Raw genomic sequence first — 22018 nt, forward strand, 5'->3', positions numbered from 1 at the left:
TCCCGTAAGCCGATCGGCTCGTGGAGCGTGCCAGTACGGGATCGGCTCGACCAGGTGGCGGTCACCGTCGACGTTGACGAGGACTGACGGCATCGCGCTCGTCGACAACCTTCACTTAAAGGTAGCGGGCTGGCCCGTCGGCCTCGCCGCGGCCTGACGTCAGCCAGCATTTCACCGCGTCAGGGCGGCGTCTCTCGAGCTCATCCAGTACGGCCTGGCGTAGGTCGACGATGGCCACCGTTCGCGCCGGCGAGCGCACGTCTCGCACCATCCAGAACGTGACGCGCCACAGTCGGCACAACTCGGACGTGTTCAGATCGAGGACCCGGACGTCGTGGCACCCCGATGTATCAGGCGCCTCCCTTCCCACGGTTGTCTGCGCATCAGTCGCTCTCCGATCCCCTAGCATTGGCCCGCCAGGCCCGCTGGACGCCGCGAGACGATGTGGGGCGCCGGTGAGTCCCACGAAGTGGAGCGACATCCGCAAAACCGGCGGCGTCGTGGCCACGAGCACGCCAGCCCACCCCAGCACCCAACTCGGCGAGACGAGCGACACTACTGCCGCGCACAGCACGACCGACGCGCACGCGGCGGCGATCAAACACCACCACGCACCCTGTTGAAAGTCGTAGGCCCGCTCACTCGCTCCGTCCTCTGTGGGTTCGGGGTGGGTGCGACCGTCGGTCAACGCTGACACGGCGCCCGTCATCGCTACTGCCAGCAGCAGCGGCGCGACCATCGCGATCACTCGCGTCATTCCCCACATAGGGATCGAGAGGAACAGCGCACCCACGCCGCACCACGCGACCCCGCGCAGCCATCTCGACCAGCTCAGCCGTGCGCCAGTGTCCTTGATCATCGTCAGTCCCAGGGGCGGACGCTTGCCATGCTGCGTACCGCCCTAGCCGTGATGGCTACAACGAGTACGCATCCGCCCGCAGCAAGCACCACCGCCCACCCTTCGCCGGCCTGACGCCAGGTGATGTGGCGGTGGGTGACCAGCACCCAGGCGCTGCGCGCCGCGCTCGGCGGAGCAGGTGCACTAGTTGTCAAGGCAGACCGTCCCTGGGAGAGAACTTACGTTGTAAACTATCGCGCGTCCTCGCGACTGACGCAAGGGGCGTTCGTCCAATTGTCTGATGGGACGAAGGACACCCCGGTGGGTAGTGGAGCCCGGTCGAGCCCACTACGCGCCCACACCCGCGACCCGCAACCGAGACCCGCAACCGAGACCCGCAACCGAGACCCGCAACCGAGGATGAGGGGCCACACCTTGGGCCTCGCCCACCCTCACGCCACACTGGCTCGTAAGGGCAGCTCATCGCAACCACTGTGCTGGTGCTGGTGCTGGTGCTGGTGCTGGTGCTCGTGCCTAGGCTCGCCGAGACGACTGGCTTCTTCTCGACCGGGCGTTCTTCCATACCCTCGACATCTGCTTGAGCAGCGCGAGAGCGGCGATGCCTGCCACGATGCTGCTGAGGATCGCGCCGGGCTGGGAGTGGCTCGGTTTGCCGCTCCGTTCGCGGCTCCGTTCGTGCGGGGATGGGCGCATGTGCTGGGTCCGGGCCACGTCAATCGTCCTCCTCGGGATCGTCGTGCTCGCCCCGACTTCGGCGCAGGGCGCGCCCACGCTCGATGTCTTGGCGTTCCTTCTGCCGGGCTTTCTCGGTTTGTCTGGTGTCGCGTGGCGGTAGTTGGACCGTCCGTTCCGCAGCGATACCGGCTTGAAGTTCCCGGCCTCGTTCGAGTTCGGAGTCCAGCTCTGCGCCGAAGAGCAGGGCGAGGTTGGTGAGCCACAGCCAGAGCAGGAACACGATCACCCCGGCCAGGGAGCCGTAGGTTTTGTTGTAGTTGGAGAACGTGGAGATGTAGAAGCCGAACGCCACGGACGCAATGATCCATGCCACGATCGCGACCAGCGCTCCGACGCTGATCCAGCGGAACTTGGGCTGCTGGATGTTCGGGGTGGCGTAGTAGAGCAACGCCACGATAAGGACCACGACCGCCAAGATTGCGGGCCATTTGGCGATGTTCCACGCCAGCACCGCGGCGGAACCGAGCCCGATCGCATCCCCAACTGCTTGGGCGAGCGGGCCGCTGACGACCAGCGCCAGTGCGACCAGCGCGACCAGCACCACCGTGATCAGCGTGACGAGCAGCAGCAATGGCCGGAGCTTCCAGATCGGGCGGCCTTCACCGATCTCGTACATCCGGTTCATGGCACGCCCGAACGCTCCGACGTACCCTGAGGCTGACCACAACGCGGAGGCCAGCCCGAGGACCAGTGCCAGGCCGGCCCGGGGGGCCTGACTGACCGATGACAGCGGGCCGCTGAGGGTGTCGGCGATCGACGCGCCCGCTATTTGGCTCACGATGGCGAGCAGGGTTTGGACTGTCTTGGGGCCGTCGCTGACCAGGCCGACGATCGAGACCAGCGCGATCACGGCCGGGAACAGCGCCAGCACGGAGTAGTAGGTCAGCGCCGCGGCGATGTCGGTGCACTGGTCCTTGGAGAACTCGCGGATCGTCTTGCGCAGGATATAGCCCCAGGACGCCTTCTTGACGTCGGTGATCGAGTCCGGTTTCACCTCGGCGTCAGGATCTGGCGCGGACGCACGCGCAACGGTCGTCTCGCTCATCGACGCCCGCCCCGCCCCACCTGCAGCCCGAGGACGCACACGAACCCCACTGGTAGCACCGCTGCTCCCACGATCGGCGACGCGCGCAGGTTTCCGTGACCGTCGCTCACGGTGTTGTGGGGACGCTGCTCTCGTCGGCCTGCGCGCCGAGCCGAGGCTTCACGTCGGCCTTCGCGGCCAGAGCCCTGACGGTCTCGCCGGTGTGGCCGGTGTGGCCGATAGCCTGGCGGGGCGTCTCGGTCTCGGCCTGCAGTTCGTAGCGGACGAACGACGCGAACTGCTCCGAGCGCTTGCTGATCAGATCCCCCGGTCGAGTACTCGCTGGTTGGGCGGGTCGTGATGCCGTCGGGTTCAATCATCGAGCTCATCCTCCGCGCTGCTCGGCGGAGAAGGGCGTTGGTCAACTTCGCCAAGTCTCGTCTGCACATCGGGGTGCTGCCACAGGCGCTCGGCCTGGTGTTTGACCTGCTCGTAGCGTCGGCGGCCGTCACGGGTGCCCAGCACGTATCCGATGGCTCCACCGATCAGCAGAACGAGTTTGAATTTCACGCGCATCTCCTCGAACGGGCGGGCGATCGACTCCACTGGTACGCCGAATGCGCCGCGGGGGCCCGCCAAGTTTACGTAGTAAGCATGCAGGTTGTGTCGAGACAGCACAAGACGATCACCTCGCCCCCCTCGCGGGCGTGGGTGCCGGTTAGGACCAACCGGCACCTGGGGCCCCCTGCTGGATGGGCTAGTTCCCGCCGCGTAGCAAAGCCATACGCTCGAGAAGGTTCTCCAGCGCTTCCTCGAACTCCACAGCCGCGTGGTCCTCCGACAGCGCCGCGCGTAGGCGTTTCACGGTGGGAGCTTCGCTGAGATCCGCGTAGTTGGGTGAGCCATCGTCGATGACGTCAAGCGGCCCGACGTCGGCGCCGTGGCTGGCGACCTCGAGGAGCAGATGTCCTAGCAGGAAGCTGGAGAAGGCCCGATAGCCGGCGACGGCCGCGTCGTCGCTGAAGCCCTCCGAGATCAGCCCGTCAAGGAACAGCTCCACCCAGTCGATGCTGCGCAACGGCGGGCGCAGCCACGGGGCTTCGGGCGGCCTAGACGCGATCAGCGGAAACACCTTCGGATGCTGCAACGCGACACGGCGTACCCCGTGGGCCAGACGCTGGAGGAAGTCCTGCCACCCGCCCGAGGGTTCAGAGAGGACGTCCTCATCATCAGCCATGGACATCACCAGCGACTCCACGACCGCGTCGAGCAGGTCCTCCTTGCCCGGCACGTAGCGATACAGCGCCATGGCCTCCACCCCCAGCCGCTCACCGAGGCGGCGCATCGTGAGGTTCGGCAACCCCTCAGCATCGATGAAGTCGATGGCCGCGGCGACGATGCGATCACGGTCCAACCGCACCCGCGCCGACGGCGGCGCCTCACCGTCGACAAGCGCAGCGTCCGCATCCGGAACCTGATCAGTCGGTGGCACTGGGCGTCCTCTCGTCGCAAGGAGACTATCGTCCGCTGACCACCGGCGCCCAGCCATCAATCCGAGGGCAGAAAAGACCCGAACCCACGCACGTCGAGCCCGCACACCCCCTACCCGCATTCACAGTGCCCAACCGCAGTGCCCCGACCACAGTGCCCCGACCGCAGTGCCCCGACCGCGGCGCCCGGCCCGCTGTGGTGCGCGGTCACCGTGCACGTGGGGGCGCGGCGGGCAGGCATGGGCACCTACCCGCCGCTGTCCACTGGCCCGCAGTTCGGATGCGGGCCCACCGCCGTCGCGAGCGCCGAGCAGGGAGACACGGTTTGGGTGGGAACCGGTGCCCAATCCCGCATGACCCAAGCTGGGGCCGGGTGCCGCATCCGGGGCGGCCGGAGCGACAGGCCGCTCAAGGATTCCGCCGCCCGCCCCCATCCGCTCCTCGGATACGGATGTCGGGTGCAGCTCAGCCCCGCGACTCGTGGGCGTCCTGGTCGTCGTGGTCGTCGATGTCGTCGCGGGCGTCGAGGTCCGTCGAGGAGTCCTCGTCGAGCTCGATCTGCTCCTTGCGGACCTCCTCGCTGACCTGCTCTTGCTCGGTGACGGTCTGCTTGTCGACGCGGACGCGCTCCACGGGCACGGTCTCCTTCGAGATCACCACCCGCTCCTCAGTGAGCACCACGTCATGGTCCTCGGACGACAGCTCTCCGTCGGTGACGGCGTCGCCTGCTTCGGCGTCGGTGATCGGCTCACGCTCAAGGCGGACCTCTTCGTGACTGACCGGGACGGTCGTGGTGACGTTCTCGGTCACGATGAACTTCCGCAGTCGGGCGCGGCCAGTCTGGTGGGTCTCGGTGGATACGTTGAGCTGCTCCTCCGAGCGCGTCATCTCCGCCTCCGCCTCCGTCTCCGCCGAAGTCGGCCGGTCCGAATCATCGTCGCCTGAGTCGCCTGCGATGCGTGCGTCGACGTCGCTAGACGACTGGCAGGAGTCGGAGTCCCCGAGGCCGTAGTAGGTGTACAGCTCGTCCTCTTCCTCCTCGCTGAGGTGGGAGTCGGCTCCCTCGATGCGAGGGGCGTCCTTGACCTTGTCCTTGTCGTACGGCACCTCGATATCGTCCCCGACCACCTCGGCACCGCGCAGCGGCACGAACGACTCGCCACCACCGAACATGCCGGTCTTGGTCGTGACCCACTCGGGCTGGCCGCTCTGATCGTCGAGGAAGATCTGGTCGATCGATCCGATTTTCTTGCCATCGGCATCCACGACGTTGCCGCCGTTGCTGAGCAGCTGCTGGGCTTGGTCCGTGGTGAGCATGAGCTTTCTCCTTCACGAGAACTGACTGAAATGATGTGGGCAGCGGTACCGGATGGTGTCGCCGGAAGCGGTCCGGGTCGCGGCGAACGCCGGACGACTGGTTATAGAACTGTCGGGGGTTCGAGCCCGGGCCGCGCCGTTCGCCGTATATGGCGGGCCCGGACTCGAACCAGTCCGGTTCAGTACTGCGAGGTGCCCCGGGGGTTCGGGTCGCTGTACTGGGTGTCGTAGCTGGTGGCACCGGTCGTGGAGCCGGTGGAGTCGGTGGACTGCAGCTTCTGCTGCGCCTGGTCCTTGGCCTGTCGGGCCTGGTCCCTGACGCTCGGAGCGTTGGCTGCCTCCTGCTTGATCCGCGGTGCCTCCTCCTCGGCCTTGGTCAGGTAGCCCTCCCAGCGCTGCTGCATGGGCTTGATGAGTCCCCCGCCGACACCAACGACGATCACGCCGACGACGGCGGCCAGGATGGCGATCAGGACCGGGAGCGTGACGGTGGTGGCCACGCCGATCTGGTTCAGGGCCGCGACGACACCGAGGAACAGGATGAAGATCGAGGCGATGTTGGCCAAGACCGTGCCGTACGACAGGCCTCCCAGGGTGCCTTCGATGAGTACCTTGACCGCGGCGGCGATCGCGGAGGCGACCACGATGATGATGATGGCCACGATCAAACTCGGCAGGAACGTGATGACCTGCGTGATCAAGTCGCTGATCGGGTTGGGCCCGAAGACACCGAACGCGAGCTGCAGCACGAACAGCATCAGCGTGTAGTAGATGAGCTTGGCGACGACGTCGCTGGCATCCATCTTGGAGTTCGCCAGCGCCTTCTTCACACCACCGCGCTCCACAGCCTTGTCGAAGCCCACCTTCTCCAGCAGCGCGCTGAGCGCCTTGGCGATGCTCTTGGCGATGATGATCCCGACAATCAGAATGATCAGGAACAACAACAGCTTCGGCAAGAACTCCGTGATCGTGCTCAGGCCGTCTTTCAGGCCGTCCTTCAGTGTCTCTCCCATGAGTTTTCCCTTCCAGAAGTGCACGAAGCGATCAGCAGTCGCGACCGGTTCGGGTAAGGCCACACCCGTGGCTTACGTCGTAAACAAACCACGGCCGGTGGACGTGTGGCTACACCCTTTAGGTCGAGCATCGACAACAGACTGGAGGTCCACGTCGATGCCCGAATCCTTGACCTGCCGATCGACGAGTGCATGGACGTGCTGAGCACCGACGACTGCATTGCGTTTGAATCCGGTCCGTTGACTGAGCCCAAGCCTTTTCGTCATGCAGCCAGCGCCCCTCCATGGCGCCTGAGGCGTGCGTCGGAAGGGGAAACCGTCACCGGGCACCGGTCAAGAGAGTGGACCATCCCGGCTTGACTACCTTCCCTTTCACCGGGTGGGGATCGGCTTCCGGGATGCCCAACGCGTGAGTGTTTGGCCGTGAGCGGGGCCGTTGGAGTGCCTGGGCGACCTTCAGCCAGCTCCGGGCTCCGGGAGCGTGTCTGCCGCGCCTGGCTCCTGGTCACCGTCCTCGTCCAGCGACATCAGCGTCTTGGACGACGGTCCCTGGTGTTGGCCGAACGCTGTCTGCACACCTGTCCCCCGACGACCCCTGTCAGGAGGATCGGGGATGCGTGCACAGGCCCGGGACCTCGCGGCTCGCGAGGCTGGGCATCAGCCAGTAGCGCCTCGCCCAGGCCACCGGTCCCCCCAGACACGGATCAGTCAGATCGTGCGGGGCAAGCGCGCCATCACCACCGACACCGCACTGCGCCTGTCAAAGGCGCTCGGGGTCGACGACCGGTTCTGGATCAACATCCAGACCGACTACGACCTGGAGGTCGAGCGCGACCTGCACGCCGACGACCTGGCCAAGGTCACCGCCCTGGTCCCGAGCTGAACTCGCCAACGTGCGGCCTCACGGACGCCCCAGCGCCAGCCGAACTCGCGTTTGCGCAGTTCAGCATGGGTGAGTCGACCACTACTACGACCTGTAGTCACTTGTGCACGTAGAGCTCGAGCTCAACAGATTCGAGTACGAGGGCTCCGGCGTCGCCGGAGCCCTCGTCGCATCCCGGGCACGGCGAGAGCTACAGGCGCCGGCACTCCCCCGCGGCCGCTTCCCTTGTGCACGCTCATGCCGATGAGCGGGCGGGGTGTGCACTGGGTGAACAGGGAGGGTCTTGTTGATCCCTACCTCAATCTACGCTTGCCCTTGCCAGTCGGCTGCCGCGCACAGAAGGACCCGTGGATGCTACGTCGAATGGATCGGGAGCCTATTGCTGTGGTTCACCCAGGCGCGCCCCCTGCTCAAGCTCGGCGGCGAGACCTTCACCTGTCGCGGCTCGGGCTAGAGCGCGCCCCAGCGCAGGTGCCTGCTTGAACAGATTGTGACCGGCCACGAACAGGACAGAGCCTGCCTCCCACACGGCGACGCCGTCCTCGCTCCATGGGAGGTCGGTCACCCAGCAGTGAAGGAAGTCGCGCGGCTCTGGGTGGAGACCGGGCAGCGCCCGTGTCACGTATTCGCGTGCGCGTTCGTCCAGCGATCGAATCGCCGCAGGGTCGATGAACGTTCCGTCGTCGCGGACGCCGACGGTTTCGCTGAGTCCGACCGAATAGCTGTTGTTGCCCGGTAGCGGCGTCGCGTACACGCCGACTTCGCCGAAGACGCCGCTGCTGTCCAGCAGGCACGCGACTCGTGCCGGGGCGGCGGCTTTCACGTCGAAGGTCAGCCGGACGTGTGCGGCAAGGCGAACCGGCAGCGACAGGCCGACGCTGCGGGCCAGGCGGGCGGTTTCGCGGCCGGCGCACACGACCACCTTGGAGTAGACAGCCCGGTCGGTGACGCTGCGCACCTCGACCGTCCCATCGGCGCGGGGATCGATGGAGATGACCTCTGCGGTGGTGACGGCATCTGCGAGGGCAGCCGCGAGTGCCGTGATCGCGGTGCGGGTGCGGATCGCGCCGCCCGACTCGTCGAGCACCGCTGGCCCCGAGTACCCAGCGAGCAGCGGCATCCGTTGGGCGAGCTCGGCTGCGTCGATCTCGTACGCTTTCACGCCGCCGACCTGGTTGAGCACCCGCAGCCGCGCCAGGGCGCTGTCGCCGATCGCCACGACACCGTCTGATGAGACCAGCTCGACGTCGAAGTGTTCGGCCCACTCATCCCATACGCCGCGGCTTTCGCGCGCGAAAGCGACGAGTCGCGGGTCGTCGTGGGCATGCCGGAAGATCCGCGACTCGCCTGCGGACTGACCCGTTCCGGGCAGACCGGCCTCGTACAAGCGCACCGGCACGCCCTGCTCTCGCAGCGCGTACGCCGTCGACAGACCGACGATCCCGCCCCCGATCACTGCTACCTCGGGTGAACGCGTCGTGGCAACGTCGTCGTCAGTTCCTGTCATCGCGGTTCCTCGATCTGTTAGGGATGTGCGATGGGCCGCAAGACAAGGGGCCGCTGCCACGACGTCAGCGGGCTGTGTCAGCCCGAAGTCACCGCGTGCAGCGACCCCTCATGTCTGGGTCAGTACTCCCGGTCTGTGGTGTCAGGCGGGGAGTTTGGAGCCCAACACGTCGAGCTTCTCGATCGTCGGTTCGGAGAACAACGTGCCGGTCTGCTCGCCGAGAGCTACCGCAACAGGGCCGGACAGGTGGGCGTCACGTCCGGCGTCGTCGGGGAACACGTCGAAGATCCCGAAGGAGGAGGGCCCGAGGCGGATCGCGAACCACGCGGTGGTCGCCTGCTCGTCCTCGACAAGCGCACGGCCGCTGTCAAGGAACTCCTTCACGTCGTCCTCCTTGCCGGGCAACGCGTCAAACCTGACCAGCAATCCCTTGGTCACACTCATGACTTCTCCTCTTCCTTTGTCGTGGTGCCCGCGAGTTGGGACACGATCGCCTCGGAGAACGCCGGCAGGTCCTCGGGCGAGCGGCTGGTGATGAGATTCTTGTCGATCACCACGTCCTGGTCGACGACGTCGGCGCCGGCGTTGCGCAGGTCGGTGCGGATGCTCGGGTACGACGTCAGGGTGCGACCGGTGGCCACGCCGGCCTCGATCAACGTCCACGGCCCGTGACAGATCGCCGCCACTGGCTTGCCGCTCTCGACGAAGTCGCGGACGAAGGAAACGGCGCCCTCGTCGACCCGGAGCTGGTCGGGGTTCACCGTGCCGCCGGGAAGCAGCAGGGCGTCGTAGTCGGCCACCGAGGCGTCGGCGACCAGCCCGTCGACGGTGAACGTGCCCGCTTCATCCAGGTCGTTCTTACGGGCCTTGATCTCGCCGTCGTGGATCGAGAGGACCTCGGTCTGAGCGCCCGCGCGGTCCAGTACTTCGCGGGGTTGCTCGAGCTCAACGCGTTCGACGCCGTCGGCGGCGAGGATCGCGACCCTCTTGCCCTGAAGATCTGCTGCCATGTCAGTTTGCCTTCGTTCCGTTTGACATGCCGGGCTTGATGACGACCTTGGTCCAGCCCTCGGACCTGGAGTCGAAGTTCCTGTAGGCGTCGGCGGCCTGGTCCAGCGAGATCTCGTGGGAGACGATCCAGGACGGCTTCGCCTTGTCAGCCGCGATGAGGTCTCGCAGCCGGCGGTTGTACTTCTTGACTGGGCACTGACCGTTGCCCATGGTCTGTCCCTTGAACCAGTGGGTGCCGAAGTCGATGGCCGCCTTGCCCTGCTTGGCCAATTCGCCCTTGGCCCCCGGGTCCTCGGGGACGAACACGCCGACGGTGCCGATCCCGCCGGTGAAACGCACCGAGTTGATGAGCATGTTCAAGGTGGCAGCCGGGTCTTCGTTCCCCTGCGGGTCGTGGGCCTGGTAGCCGACACACTCGCAGCCACGGTCGGCTCCGAGCCCCATGGTCTCGTCCAGCACAGCCTGCACGGGGTCGACCTTGGAGTCGTCGATGGCGATCGCTCCGATCTGCTCGGCCAGCGCGAGCCGGTCGGGGTGGCGATCGACCACCATGACCTTCGCGGCGCCCTTGATCGTCGCGGACAGCGCAGCCATCAGTCCCACGGGGCCGGCCCCGGCGATCACGACGCTGTCGCCCGGGATCACGCCGGCCATCTCGGTGGCGTGGTAGCCGGTGGGGAAGATGTCGGAGAGCATGACGTAGTCGTTCTCCTTGTCCTGCGCGTCTTCACCCAGGCGCAGCGCGTTGTGGTCGCCGAAGGGCACCCGGAGCAGTTCTGCCTGCCCGCCGCCGTACGGGCCCATTTCGGCGAAGCCGTAGGCCGCGCCGGCGGCCGAAGGGTCAGGTTGCGTCGTCAGGCAGTAGTTCGTGAGCCCGCGCTCGCAGTTCTTGCAGAACCCGCACGAGATGTTGAAGGGCAGCACGACCCGGTCGCCCACCTTGATCTTCTCCACTCCCTTGCCGATCTCCACCACCTCTCCCATGTTTTCGTGGCCGAACGTCCGGCCCTTCTCGAAGGAGGTCCGCCCCTCGTACATGTGCAGGTCCGAGCCGCAGATGTTGGTCGTTGTGATCTTGACCAGCACATCGGTGGGCCGTTCGATCTCGGCGTCCGGAACGTCCGTGACCGCGACATCCTTGGGTCCCTGATAGACGACAGCCTTCATGGCGAATCTCCAATCGTTGTGTCGGTGCCTCCGAGCAGTCCACGCTCGTCGCCGACCACCAAGAAGTCATGGGCGCACCAGGCCAAAGTCCCGGGGCATGATTTGGTTCGAGTGCACAACTCCCCGCGGGTGGGTGCGCTGGGCAAGGGGTACGGTGAGCGCGACGCTGCCCCCGAGAGTTTGATGAGGACCGATGAGCTCTCACGGACTCGGACTGGATCCCGGGATACATCCGTGCTGCATGTACCGAGGCGTCGCCGCTCAGCGCGACGACCTGTGGGGTCCCTGCGGCACAGGGGCATCCCGGGCGGGCCGGCCAGGGATCAAGAGATGACCGTCTGCGAGCCCGCCACAACCGGAACCGTGGTGCCAACCGGCGAGCTGGATCTGCGGCGTGCCCTCACCGGCCTCGATGGGCTGCTGGTGATGTTCATGGCGATGATGCAACGTCACGACGTGGACGAGGTCATCAACGTCCTGAAGCGTGAGGTCGAGTCGGTGACCGGCTGCCAGTTGGTTCACGTCACCTTCCAGCGGGACCGGGAGTGGATCACCCTCCCCCCCGGGGAGCCAACGAAGCCGGCGGAACCGAGCCCCTCAACCGGTGAACGGGTATTCGTGCAGGACAACGGCGACTCCTGGACGTCGACGACGGCTGTGGCGGTCTTGAACGGCGCCCCGGGCCAACTGGTCCTTCGCAGCTTCGCCCGGCCCGACCCCGAACAACTGTTCGTCATCGAACGGTTGGGCGATCTCCTCGGGACGGCGCTCGCGGACGCGCAGGTGCACGAGCGCCACCGCCGACGCGCCCACGAACTCGATGCAGCCAATAACGAGATGGCGCGCACCGTCGCGGCGCTGCAGCACCGTGAGGGGGTGCTTGAGGAGTTCGCCCGACTATCCACGACCGGGACTGAGCTCGACGTGGCCACCTCACTCAGCCGGCTCACTGGCTCCGCTGTCGTGCTGCGGGACAGATTCGGGCACGAGACGACCCGGATCACGGTTGCCGGCCGGTACCAACCGGTCCTCGAGCGAACCTCGCTCGAGGAGGTCATCGGCGGACGCCCCGAACTGGGCACGATCGAACTGGAGGTGCCACCGGACAAAGACCGAGACGACGCATCATTCGCTCTGCGGTACGCGGGCGTCGCACTGGGGCTGCTGAGGGCTAAGGCCGTAGCGATGAATGAACTGGAGAACCGACTGAGTCGAGACCTCCTCGACGACCTTCTTGAAGGGCTCCCGGCCGACGTTGCCGTGGACCGGGCATCCGCTCAGGGCCACGACCTTGGCGTTCCGCACGACCTGATCGTGTGCGCATGGTCCTCCGAGCGGGGTCACCGCGGGCACGACCGCGACGTCGATCACCTCCGGATGGCCATGGCTCGTCAGCGACTGGCCTGCTTGGTCGTCCGGAACCGGGGACTGGTCGTCGCCCTCGCCCATCGAGGTGTCGACATGGGCCGCTTGTTCAACGACTTGTCGCGCGCCTACGGCGACACCAACGGTGTGATCGCCAAGGGGGAGCCGGCCAACTCGCCGGAACAGATCCCACGTGCGTATGAGCAAGCCCGACGAGCACTCAGGGCTCGTCAGCAGTCCCACAATCCGTATGGCTTCATCGCCTACGCCGACTTGGGAGTAGACCGGCTGCTCGCCCTCGACGGCAACGCTGAGGAGGTCGAGCGCCTCATCAGGGACTGGCTCGGCGACCTATTGAGCTACGACCGTCGCCACGGCACCGAGCTCGTCCCCACGCTAGCGGCCTACCTTGACCACGGGGGCAAGTACGCCGACACGTCAACGACGCTCACCATCCACCGCAACACACTGCGCTACCGAATCAGCCGCATCACCGAGATCTCGGGCCACGACCTCAACGACGTCGAGGCACAACTCAACCTCCACCTGGCGACACGCGCGTGGCGACTGCGCCGTGCCTCCGTCGGCGAGCCCCTGCGAAACGCCGTCCGGTGAGGTAGTCCCAAGCCGTAGTTGCGAGAGTCTGCGCGGCGATGGCACTGGACGATCAGGAGTCGTCGACCGGGCCGATCGCCGGGTGGTGCCAGAGTTCCCAGCTGGTGTGCAGCAAGCAGACGAGGGTTAGCCCGGCGAGCGCCGCCAAAGCAGGCGCCACCACCGCGACCGGGATCAGCGAAGCAGCCCCCACTGCGGCCACCAGGCGACCGGTGGCGAGCTGGTGGTGGTCGCGCCATCGGTAGGCGACGTCGCCGACGTAGAACATCGCGACGCCACCGGCCAGAGCGACGGCCGGCAACAAGGGGAGTGGTTCCCCCGGTGCCGCGACTGCTTCGTGCACCCCGAGAGCGAAGAACACCACCCCGGCCACGAGCGGCAGATGAAGGTAGCTGTAGGAGTCGCGCGCGAGCCTTGACCGCTCCCGATCAGTGGTGCCGCGCAGCCGTCGTTCGGCACCGCCGCGCAGACAACCGAAGTAGGACCACCACAGACCGGCCGCGATCAGCACGGCGAGGAGGACGGCCGTCACAACACTCGGGCGCGGAAAGGCGGCTTCGGCGCCAGCGCCTACCCCGACGATCGCCTCACCCAGCGCGATGATGATGATCAGCCCGTGCCGCTCCACGAAGTAGGCAGGTGTCACGCTCCAACCGGTGGTCCCGACCAGGACCGGCCCCGACAGATCCATCACCGCGGCCACGATCCACAGCAACTCTCGTTCTGGCGTGTCGAAGAACGCCGCGGCCACCAGCACTGCCGGGCCCGCGAGCAGGGTGGGGACTAGTCGCAGCGCGGCCGAACCCACGTCCGCCTCGCCCCGCACGTCAAGAGCCAGCAGCACGACGTGGATCAGTCGGACCGCCAGGAATGCAAGCGCAAAGACCAGCGCCCGCGCGCCGAACGCCTGCGGCAGCGCGACCGCGGCCATCAGCATGGCCGCCATCGCGAGAAAGAGCAGCAGGCGAGGGCCGGGTCCGTCGTGGTCGGAGGTGTTCGTCAGCCAGGCGTAGCAGGCCCACGCCCACCACACAGCAGCGAGCGCCAGAATCCCGCGGCCGAACCCCGCCCAGGAGATGTCCGCGAGCATCAGGACAGTGACCTGCGACATCGCGTAGACGAAGACCAGGTCGAAGAACAACTCCAGCGTTCCGACCGACCGATCTGCTGTGTCTTCGGCTGCTTGCTCATCCGCATTGCCGAGATCATCGTCACGCATACGGTGCTCCTCACCCACTCGCCGACCTTGATGCTTGCGTACACCAACTCACAGTGGGCTTCGGAGGGCGGGCCCGTTTCGCCGTGGGAGTCTCAAGCACTCTTCGGGGAACGCGATACTTTGCTCTAGAGCAAACCGAGAGCGACCGACGGGGGCAGCACGTGACCACCGAGGCGACCGATGGCTTTGTGCGTGTCCGCGGTGCCAATGAGAACAACCTCCGCAACATTGACGTGGACATTCCTCGCAACGTGATGGTGGCGTTCACCGGGATCTCTGGGTCGGGGAAGTCGTCGCTGGCCTTCGGAACGCTGTACGCCGAGGCGCAGCGCCGCTACTTCGAGTCGGTCGCGCCGTACGCGCGCCGGCTGCTGCAGCAGGTCGGTGCCCCGCACGTCCAGGAGATCACCGGCCTGCCGCCTGCGGTCGCGCTTCAGCAGCGCCGGGGCGCGGCCACGTCCCGCTCGTCGGTCGGCACCATCACCACGCTGTCCAACCTGCTGCGGATCCTCTACTCGCGGGCCGGCGATTACCCGGCTGGTGCCGATCACCTCGCGGCCGAGGCGTTCTCGCCCAACACCAGCGCGGGCGCGTGCCCGCGCTGCCACGGCCTGGGCGTCGTCCACGACGTCACCGAGGAGCTGCTTGTCCCGGACCCGTCACTGAGCATCCGTGAAGGGGCGATCGCCGCCTGGCCGGGCGCGTGGCAGGGCGCCAACCTGCGCAGCATCGTGATGGGGCTCGGCATCGACGTCGACAAGCCGTGGCGCCGGCTCGCGAAGAAGGACCGCGACTGGCTGCTGTTCACCGACGACCAACCCTCCGTGCTGGTCGAGCCGGAGCCGGGACGCATCGACCACGGCTACTACGGCAAGTTCTGGAGCGCGCGCAGCCACGTCATGCACGTCCTGTCCGACTCCAAGAGCGAGCGCATGCGCGAGCGGGCCATGCGGTTCGTGGAGGAAGCGCCCTGCCCGGATTGCCAGGGCAGTGGACTACGGCCCGAGGCCCTCGCGGTGACCTTTCTCGGGCGTTCGATCGCCGAGGTCAACGACCTGCCCTTCACAGCGCTGGTGGCTCTGCTGCGTCCGGTCGCTGAGCGGCCCGCGGGTGCCGAAGAGGTCGCGGCGCGGATCTGCACTGACCTGATCGCGCGCGTCGAGGTGCTCCTCGATCTGGGCCTGGGTTATCTCAGCCTGGGACGGAGCTCGACGACGCTGTCGCCCGGAGAGGCGCAGCGCCTGCGGATCGCCACCCAGCTGCGTTCGGGTCTGTTCGGCGTCGTCTACGTCCTGGACGAGCCCTTCGCCGGCCTGCACCCGGCCGACGCGGAGCCGCTGCTGGATGTCCTGGACCGCCTCAAGGCGTCCGGCAACACACTGTTCGTCGTGGAGCACGACCTCGACGTCGTACGACGAGCAGATTGGGTCGTCGATATCGGCCCGGGTGCGGGCGAGGCCGGAGGTCGAGTGCTTCACAGCGGCCCTGTCGCGGGCCTGGAGGACGTGACTGAGTCGGTCACCAGCGCCTACCTGTTCGGTCGCGCTGAGCGGCTCGTGCACGATGCGCGGGCCCCGCAGGGCTGGCTGCACCTGGCAGACGTGAGCCGCCACAACCTGCGCGACCTGTCCGTCGATATCCCGCTCTGCGTGCTGACAGCCGTCACCGGGGTGTCCGGCTCCGGCAAGTCCACCCTGGTCACCCAGGTCCTGGCCGAGGACCCGACTGCTCGTGAGTCGTTCGACCGACTGGTATTGGCCGACCAGCGCCCGATCGGCCGGACGCCGCGGTCAAACCTCGCGACCTACACGGGGATGTTCGACGCCGTCCGGAAGCTGTACGCCGCCACGGACGCGGCCCGGGCCCGCGGCTACGGCGCCGGCCGCTTCTCCTTCAACGTCGCCGGGGGCCGCTGCGAGACCTGCCAGGGCGAGGGCTTCGTCTCCGTCGAGCTACTGTTTCTGCCTGGCACCTACGCTCCCTGCCCGACGTGCCACGGCGATCGCTACAACCCCGAGACGCTCCAGATCACCTACCGCGGCAAGAGCATCGCGGAGGTCCTCGCCATGTCCGTCGACGACGCCGCCACGTTCCTGGCCGACGTACCGGCCGCTGCACGCAGCCTCCAGACGCTTCGCGAGGTGGGTCTGGGCTACCTGCGAGTTGGACAGCCGGCGACCGAGCTCAGCGGCGGGGAGGCACAGCGCATCAAGCTCGCCACCGAGCTCCAGCGCGCTCACCGCGGCCAGGCCCTCTACCTGCTCGACGAGCCGACCTCCGGACTCCACCCCGCAGACATCGCTCTGCTGCTGCGCCAGCTGCACCGGCTCGTCGACGCCGGCAACACGGTGGTCCTCGTCGAGCACGACCTCGACGCGATCGCCACCGCGGACTGGGTCATCGATCTCGGTCCGGGCGGAGGAGATGCCGGCGGTCGGGTTGTCGCGACCGGCACGCCGGCCGACATCGCGAGGGCCGAGGGCAGCGCGACCGCGCCCTACCTCTCGCGGCGGCTCGAGCGGACATGAGCTGGGTGCGGGCGGCCGGTGTGCCGTCAGGCTGCCGCGCGGGCGCGGAGGCATCACGCCAAGAAGAATCCGTACATGTCATGAAAGATGAAGGCATGACTGTGTATCTCGCTTGGACCTCGGAGGACCTGCCTGACCTGGAGGGGCCGTGGCACGAGGCTCGGCTTGTGGCGCCCGGGCTGGTCGCCGTGGACAGCACCGAATCGCTGTCAGCGGTCTATCACGCCATCAAGTGGTCTCTGGAGGGTGAGGCTTCGCTGATCGTGGTCCCCGTGCACCAGACGCCCAAGTCGCGGGGCATGGCTGCTGGCACCACTAGGTGGTTGCGTGAGCGGACTGCAAGGCAACCGTCCGGTGCGAATATCCGGGGCCTCACGTCATCCGATTGAGCTGTCCGGGCTCCCAGACCACGAGGGCTGCCAGGTTGGTTCTCCCACCTCAGGGAACGAGGATTCACGTAGGTGGGTGATGGACACGGGAAGATTGAGACCGGGGAGCGGCGCCCGCAACCGGGAAGGCCCCGCGCGGACTCCCCTGCCCCGGGGACGCCGCCCGATTAGCGAACCTCAAGCGGCTCGCACAGCAACTCAAAGCTGCGCGAGGTCGTCTCTGTCTCGCTAACCGGATGGGGATCGGCTTGCGGGACGAGGCACTTCCAAACCGGCGGTGGTCCAGGTCGAGACACTCCTTGCAAGATCGGGAGCCAAAGGTCTACTCACGCAGTGCCGTGAGGGGTGTTGCGTACATGGTCTCCTTGATGGCGGCCAGCGTGGCGGGATCTTTGTCTGCGAGTGGGGCGGCGATGGCTTTGGCGGCGTCGATCAGGTCGTTGGGTGCGACGGCGGTGTCGACGAGGCCGCGGTCCACGGCGTCAGGGCCGTTGTAGCGGCGGCCGGTCGTCATGGCCTCGTTGGCGGTGGCGGGGGTTGTCTTGGCCTGGATGAGGGCTGCCATGCCGGTTGAGAAGGGGATCTTGATGTCGATCTCGGGGAAGCAGAAGAATCCCTTCTCGGTGTTCATCAGCCGGAAGTCGTGGGCGATGGCGAGCATTGCGCCGGCACCGAAGGCGTGACCGTTGACGGCGGCGACGGTGGGGACGGGCAGTGCCATGACGGTTGCGAACAGTTTCTCGACGCGGTTGGCGTAGGTGGTTCCGCCGATTTCGGGGTCGAGGAGTGTCTCGAGGTGGAGGCCATTGGAGTAGAACCGGCCGTCGCCGACGGTGACCAGAGCGCCGGGCGCGGCGTCGGCGACCTGAGCGATGGCGGCCTCGACCTGGTCTAGCCACTCCAGCGTGAAGCGGTTCTCGTCGTCGCCGAGGTGGAGGATCGAGACCCCATCGATCTGGTCGAGGTGAACGGGCATTGGTGTTTCCTTCCGGTCGGGAGTGCGTCGCTGGCGGACGTGGGCTGTTCAGGTGAGGACGACGTCGAAGGTGACGGTGAGGAAGTCGCTCAGTGGTGCGTTGCTCTGTTCGGCGCGCATGCGCAGGAGGGCGCCTTCCCATGAGTTGAGGACGAAGCCTGCGAGGACGTGGGCAGGGACCGTGGTCGTGATGTCGCCGTCGGTCTGGGCTTGGCGGATGCAGTTCTCGATGAGTCCGGCCCAGGTGCTGAAGTGGGCTGACAGGCGGCTGCGGATCAGGTCGCTGTGATCGGCGACCTCGAGGCTGAGGTTGCCGAGCAGGCAGCCGCGTGCGTAACCGCTCTTGGTGAACCCGGTGGCGAGGTGGGTGAAGTGGTTGCGGAGTCGATGGACCGGGTTGACCGCGGGGTCGGTCAGAGTGGCACGGATCTGGTTCAGGCTCGCTTCGAAGTAGTGGTCGGCGATCTCGGCGCCGAATGCTTCCTTGCTGGGGAAGTGGTTGTAGAAGGAGCCCTTAGGCACGTCGGCGGCCTCGACGATGTCCTTCACGCCGGTGGCGGCGAAGCCGCGGCGGTGCACGGCGCGGGTGCCGGCGCGGAGCAGGTTGTCGCGGGTGTTCGGGTTGGGTTTGGGCCCCCGCTTTCCGGGGGTCGTTGGTGCGTCCATGGTCATGCCTCCCTGCTGGCTGGTGCGGTGCCACGTTCGAGGGTCAGCACCATCGCGGCGGCGGCCAGCGATAGTGCTGCGCCGGTGACGGCGATTCTCGTCCACCCGGTGTCGGGGCCGGCGGTGGCGGCGGTGATGCTCGCGGCGCTGACGCCGATGGCGGCTCCGATGTAACGGGCGGTGTTGGTAGCCGCTGTTCCGGTGGCCGCGAAGGCTGCGGGAACCGAGGCCACGGCCTGTCGCGCAAGACCCCCGTTAAGGAGGCCTGAGGCGACGCCGGCCACCAGGAGTCCGACGACGAAGCGGGTGTGGCCGAGCGCCGATTCGGGGGCCACGAGCAGCGCCATGCCCAGGGCAACGCCAATCAGGCCGAGGATTAGTTGGGTGGTGCCTGTCATTCGGGCGGCGTGGCGAGCGAGGACCAGTGCCGCGACGGCGCTGGTGCCCGACCACAGCGTCATCAGCAGGCCGGCTTGCAGGGTCGACAGCCCCAGGTCGCCGGCGAGGTAGCTGGGGGCGAACGCCATGACGGCGATGACGCCCAGGCCGGTGCCGAGTCCCGCGATGGTGGCGGCGATGAATGGGCGGTGAGCCAGGACGGTGAGGGGGATCAGTTGTCGCGGGCCGAACCGTTGGCTGGCCCCGAACGCGGCTGCCAGCACGACGGCTGTGACGAACAGGGCGAGGGTGGAGCCGGTCAGGCCGTTGCGGACCTCCACGATCGCGCTGACTGCGGCACCCAAGGTTGCGGTGAGCAGGACGAAGCCGACGCCGTCGAAGGGGTGTGGTGTCTTTGGCGCGTCGGTGGTGGGCGCGAGGGTGCGGGTGCCGGCCCAGGTGGCGGCGCCGCCCAGGGCCAGGAGTGCGTAGAACCATCGCCATCCGTCGAGCTCGTCGAACAACCCCGCCAGCACCGGGCCGACGGCGATGCCCGCCCCCATCGAGGCACTCCACGCCGTGCTGGTCCTCGCTTGGTGCTTGTGGGACCCGGGGGTGCTGGCGACGAGCCCCAGGCCGGTGGCGATCATGCCCGTCGCGCCGACGCCGGCGACGATCCGTGCCGCGATGAAGACCCCCGCCGACGGTGCTGCCGCGCACAGCAGGTTCGCGACGACGAAGAACGCGGCGCCGAGCTCGAAGACCTTCCGTCGCCCGATCCGGTCGGCGATCACGCCGGCTGCGAGGAGGGTGACGGCCAGGCCCACGCTGATCGATGCCAGGATCCAGGTCCGTCCGGCCGCCCCTGCGTCGAGCACGGCGGTGAGGGTGACGGCGTTTCCGAGCGGGCCGGTGTAGGCGACCATCGACAGCAGCGTGCTGACGACGACCAGCGTCAGAACGGCGGCGTAGGCATCGCGACGGGTGGCGAGCATCGTCATGGCAGGATCAGGCAGGTTGTCGTTGCGTGGCCGACGAGCTTGCCCTGCGCGTCGGTGATGCTGCCTTCGGCGGTGGCGGTACGACGGCCCACGTGCACGGTGCGTCCCTCGCCGGTCAGCAGCTGGCCATCGAGTCCTGCGGCACGGATGTAGTTCACCTTCAGTTCGAGGGTCGTGTAGCCGACACCTGCGGGCAGCGTCGAGTGCACTGCACAGCCCATCACGGAGTCGAGCAGCGTCGCGGTGACGCCGCCGTGGACGGTGCCGTGGGGGTTGGAGAAGTCTGGCTGGGTGGTCAAGGCCATCACGACACGGCCCGGGTCGACCTCGGTGAACCGCATGCCCAGCAGGCGACGGATGGACGGTACGTCGGCGCTGTCGTTGGCCATGATCCAGCGCAGCTGCTCGAGGCCGGTCATAGTGGTGAAGTCGGGGAGGGTCATCATGGTGGTGCTCCGTTCGCGAAGGTGGTCTGCCGTGGGTGCAGGCGAGGTCAGGCGCTGGCCTCGAGTGCCGGGTAGTCGACATACCCCTGCGCGCCGCCGCCGTAGAAGGTCGACCGGTCGTACGGCGTGAGGTCGGCTCCCGTCCGGAGCCGCTCGACGAGGTCGGGGTTGGCAATGAAATGCCGGCCGAACGCGACCGCGTCCGCGGCGCCGGATGCGACGGCCCGCTCCGCGGTGTCGGCAGAGAAGCCGCCCGCCACGATCAGCGCCCCAGGCCAACGAGCGCGCAGGTCGGCATCAACCTGGGGAGTCTCGATGTCCATCCCTACGTCCGTCCGGGCCTGGATCAGGGACAGGTAGGCCACCCCGATCTCGGCGACCTGGTCGAACACGTAGCCGTAGAGGCGCTGGGGGTCGTTGTCGCTCACGTCGTTGAACGACCCGTGGGGCGAGAGCCGGACCCCGACTCGGTCCGGACCGCATACGTCGACCACGGCCCGGGTGATCTCGAGGAGGAGTCGGGCCCGGTTCGCGACCGTACCGCCGTAGAGGTCGTCGCGGTGGTTGGAGGAGGACCGGAGGAACTGCTCGATCAGGTAACCGTTCGCGCCGTGGACCTCCACGCCGTCGAATCCTGCGGCCAGGGCGTTGCGTGCTGCTGCACCGAACTCGCCGACGATCCCCGCGATCTCGTTGATCTCCAGGGCGCGCGGGGTTTCGTACGGCACGCACTGCCCGTCCGCGGTGATCGCTACCCCGTCAATCGCGATCGCCGACGGGGCGACAGGGAGCCCACCGTCTGGTCGGAAGCTGGAGTGAGAAGCCCGTCCGGTGTGCCACAGTTGCAGGAAGATAACCCCGCCCTGCGCGTGGACCGCGTCGGTCACGGCCCGCCAGCCCTCGACCTGCTCGGCCGAGTGGATTCCCGGCGTCCTGGGATTGCCCTGCCCACCGTCACCGGCCTGAGTGGCCTCCGCGATCACCAGACCACCCGGGGTCGCCCGTTGCCCGTAGTAGGCGGCAGCGAACTCCGATGGAACATTGCCCACACCGGCCCGCATCCGGGTCAGGGGAGGCATCACGACCCGATGGGCCAACTCGTACCGCCCCACCCGCAGCGGCTGGAACAACGGCGACTCGTTCAACATCAACAACACTCCACGCTCGATCAGCGACGCCGGACCAACCAGCCCGACCACGCCATAATACACTGACCGGTCGTCTTGTATTAATTTGGGGAGCCTGTTCTGCGTCAGCGTCACTTGAGCACGGTCTCGGTCGAGCTGTCGTGTCTCTATTGTGGGCGCTGCGGTGTTGACCGAGGGTCGTGCCGATTGCCGAACCTCAAGCGGCTCGCACAGCAACTCAAAGCTGCGCTAGGTCGTCTCTGTCTCGCTAACCGGATGGGGATCGCCGAACGAGACCGCCC

General features: G+C 67.3%; 20 protein-coding genes. 3 read left to right on the forward strand and 17 right to left on the reverse strand.

Annotation, left to right across the window (positions count from 1 at the left end):
* Nucleotides 1–115: 115 nt before the first annotated feature.
* From IRX98_RS20110 to IRX98_RS20140, 7 genes are all read right to left on the reverse strand, one after another.
* A complete protein-coding gene (locus IRX98_RS20110) occupies nucleotides 116–859 on the reverse strand; it encodes a hypothetical protein (RefSeq protein ID WP_224279811.1) in 744 nt (247 codons plus the stop codon).
* 712 nt (nucleotides 860–1571) lie between these two features.
* Nucleotides 1572–2639, reverse strand: a complete 1068-nt coding sequence (locus IRX98_RS20115) for a YihY/virulence factor BrkB family protein (protein WP_224279814.1) — start codon at nucleotides 2637–2639, stop codon at nucleotides 1572–1574.
* Between the two features lie 106 nt (nucleotides 2640–2745).
* Complete coding sequence (locus IRX98_RS20120; protein WP_224279815.1) at nucleotides 2746–2994, reverse strand: hypothetical protein; 249 nt, start codon at nucleotides 2992–2994, stop codon at nucleotides 2746–2748.
* Entirely contained in the window at nucleotides 2991–3224 is a 234-nt protein-coding gene (locus tag IRX98_RS20125; RefSeq protein ID WP_224279817.1) for a hypothetical protein, read from the reverse strand. The genes IRX98_RS20120 and IRX98_RS20125 overlap by 4 nt, the downstream gene beginning before the upstream one ends.
* Nucleotides 3225–3375: 151 nt before the next feature.
* Nucleotides 3376–4110 (reverse strand): TetR/AcrR family transcriptional regulator, encoded by a 735-nt coding sequence (locus IRX98_RS20130; protein WP_207208455.1) that lies wholly within the window; start codon nucleotides 4108–4110, stop codon nucleotides 3376–3378.
* Between the two features lie 463 nt (nucleotides 4111–4573).
* Complete coding sequence (locus IRX98_RS20135; RefSeq protein WP_224279819.1) at nucleotides 4574–5425, reverse strand: PRC and DUF2382 domain-containing protein; 852 nt, start codon at nucleotides 5423–5425, stop codon at nucleotides 4574–4576.
* 179 nt (nucleotides 5426–5604) lie between these two features.
* The gene (locus tag IRX98_RS20140; protein ID WP_211730878.1) at nucleotides 5605–6438 is read right to left on the reverse strand and encodes a mechanosensitive ion channel family protein; all 834 of its coding nucleotides are present in this window, start codon (nucleotides 6436–6438) and stop codon (nucleotides 5605–5607) included.
* 715 nt (nucleotides 6439–7153) lie between these two features.
* Here IRX98_RS20140 and IRX98_RS23665 point away from each other — a divergent pair.
* Nucleotides 7154–7321, forward strand: a complete 168-nt coding sequence (locus IRX98_RS23665) for a helix-turn-helix transcriptional regulator (protein ID WP_308045604.1) — start codon at nucleotides 7154–7156, stop codon at nucleotides 7319–7321.
* A gap of 376 nt (nucleotides 7322–7697) precedes the next feature.
* Here IRX98_RS23665 and IRX98_RS20150 read toward each other — a convergent pair whose 3' ends face one another.
* The 4 genes from IRX98_RS20150 to IRX98_RS20165 all read right to left on the reverse strand — a co-directional run bounded on the left by IRX98_RS20150 (nucleotide 7698) and on the right by IRX98_RS20165 (nucleotide 11006).
* Nucleotides 7698–8828 carry an NAD(P)/FAD-dependent oxidoreductase gene (locus IRX98_RS20150; RefSeq protein ID WP_224279823.1) on the reverse strand — a complete coding sequence of 377 codons (1131 nt, stop codon included), beginning with the start codon at nucleotides 8826–8828 and terminating at the stop codon, nucleotides 7698–7700.
* Nucleotides 8829–8969: 141 nt separating this feature from the next.
* A complete protein-coding gene (locus IRX98_RS20155) occupies nucleotides 8970–9272 on the reverse strand; it encodes a putative quinol monooxygenase (RefSeq protein ID WP_091530037.1) in 303 nt (100 codons plus the stop codon).
* Nucleotides 9269–9838 (reverse strand): type 1 glutamine amidotransferase domain-containing protein, encoded by a 570-nt coding sequence (locus IRX98_RS20160; protein WP_224279825.1) that lies wholly within the window; start codon nucleotides 9836–9838, stop codon nucleotides 9269–9271. Before IRX98_RS20160 ends, IRX98_RS20155 begins: the two co-directional genes overlap by 4 nt.
* A gap of 1 nt (nucleotide 9839) precedes the next feature.
* A complete protein-coding gene (locus IRX98_RS20165) occupies nucleotides 9840–11006 on the reverse strand; it encodes a glutathione-independent formaldehyde dehydrogenase (RefSeq protein WP_224279827.1) in 1167 nt (388 codons plus the stop codon).
* A 330-nt stretch (nucleotides 11007–11336) separates the two neighbouring features.
* Here IRX98_RS20165 and IRX98_RS20170 point away from each other — a divergent pair, with 330 nt between their 5' ends.
* Nucleotides 11337–12986, forward strand: coding sequence for a PucR family transcriptional regulator (locus tag IRX98_RS20170; RefSeq protein ID WP_224279829.1), 1650 nt, complete (start codon nucleotides 11337–11339; stop codon nucleotides 12984–12986).
* 52 nt (nucleotides 12987–13038) lie between these two features.
* Here IRX98_RS20170 and IRX98_RS20175 read toward each other — a convergent pair whose 3' ends face one another.
* Nucleotides 13039–14205, reverse strand: a complete 1167-nt coding sequence (locus IRX98_RS20175; RefSeq protein WP_224279831.1) for a low temperature requirement protein A — start codon at nucleotides 14203–14205, stop codon at nucleotides 13039–13041.
* A 233-nt stretch (nucleotides 14206–14438) separates the two neighbouring features.
* Between IRX98_RS20175 and IRX98_RS20180 the strand changes: the two genes are divergently transcribed.
* Entirely contained in the window at nucleotides 14439–16733 is a 2295-nt protein-coding gene (locus IRX98_RS20180; RefSeq protein ID WP_224279833.1) for an ATP-binding cassette domain-containing protein, read from the forward strand.
* 711 nt (nucleotides 16734–17444) lie between these two features.
* On the opposite strand, the gene IRX98_RS20185 is transcribed toward IRX98_RS20180, so the two are convergent.
* Genes IRX98_RS20185 through IRX98_RS20205 form a run of 5 tightly spaced genes read right to left on the reverse strand, consistent with a single transcriptional unit; the run spans nucleotide 17445 to nucleotide 21851 of the window.
* On the reverse strand, nucleotides 17445–18098 hold the full coding sequence (locus IRX98_RS20185) for an enoyl-CoA hydratase/isomerase family protein (protein WP_224279835.1): 654 nt from the start codon (nucleotides 18096–18098) through the stop codon (nucleotides 17445–17447).
* A gap of 48 nt (nucleotides 18099–18146) precedes the next feature.
* On the reverse strand, nucleotides 18147–18764 hold the full coding sequence (locus tag IRX98_RS20190) for a TetR/AcrR family transcriptional regulator (RefSeq protein WP_224279837.1): 618 nt from the start codon (nucleotides 18762–18764) through the stop codon (nucleotides 18147–18149).
* A 2-nt stretch (nucleotides 18765–18766) separates the two neighbouring features.
* Nucleotides 18767–20143, reverse strand: coding sequence for an MFS transporter (locus tag IRX98_RS20195; RefSeq protein ID WP_224279839.1), 1377 nt, complete (start codon nucleotides 20141–20143; stop codon nucleotides 18767–18769).
* A complete protein-coding gene (locus tag IRX98_RS20200; RefSeq protein ID WP_224279841.1) occupies nucleotides 20140–20589 on the reverse strand; it encodes a PaaI family thioesterase in 450 nt (149 codons plus the stop codon). The genes IRX98_RS20195 and IRX98_RS20200 overlap by 4 nt, the downstream gene beginning before the upstream one ends.
* 47 nt (nucleotides 20590–20636) lie before the next feature.
* Nucleotides 20637–21851: an alkene reductase gene (locus IRX98_RS20205; protein WP_224279843.1), complete on the reverse strand. Its 1215-nt coding sequence runs from the start codon at nucleotides 21849–21851 to the stop codon at nucleotides 20637–20639.
* Nucleotides 21852–22018: the final 167 nt, after the last annotated feature.

This window comes from Nocardioides lacusdianchii (genome assembly GCF_020102855.1).
GTDB classification, from domain to species: domain Bacteria; phylum Actinomycetota; class Actinomycetes; order Propionibacteriales; family Nocardioidaceae; genus Nocardioides; species Nocardioides lacusdianchii.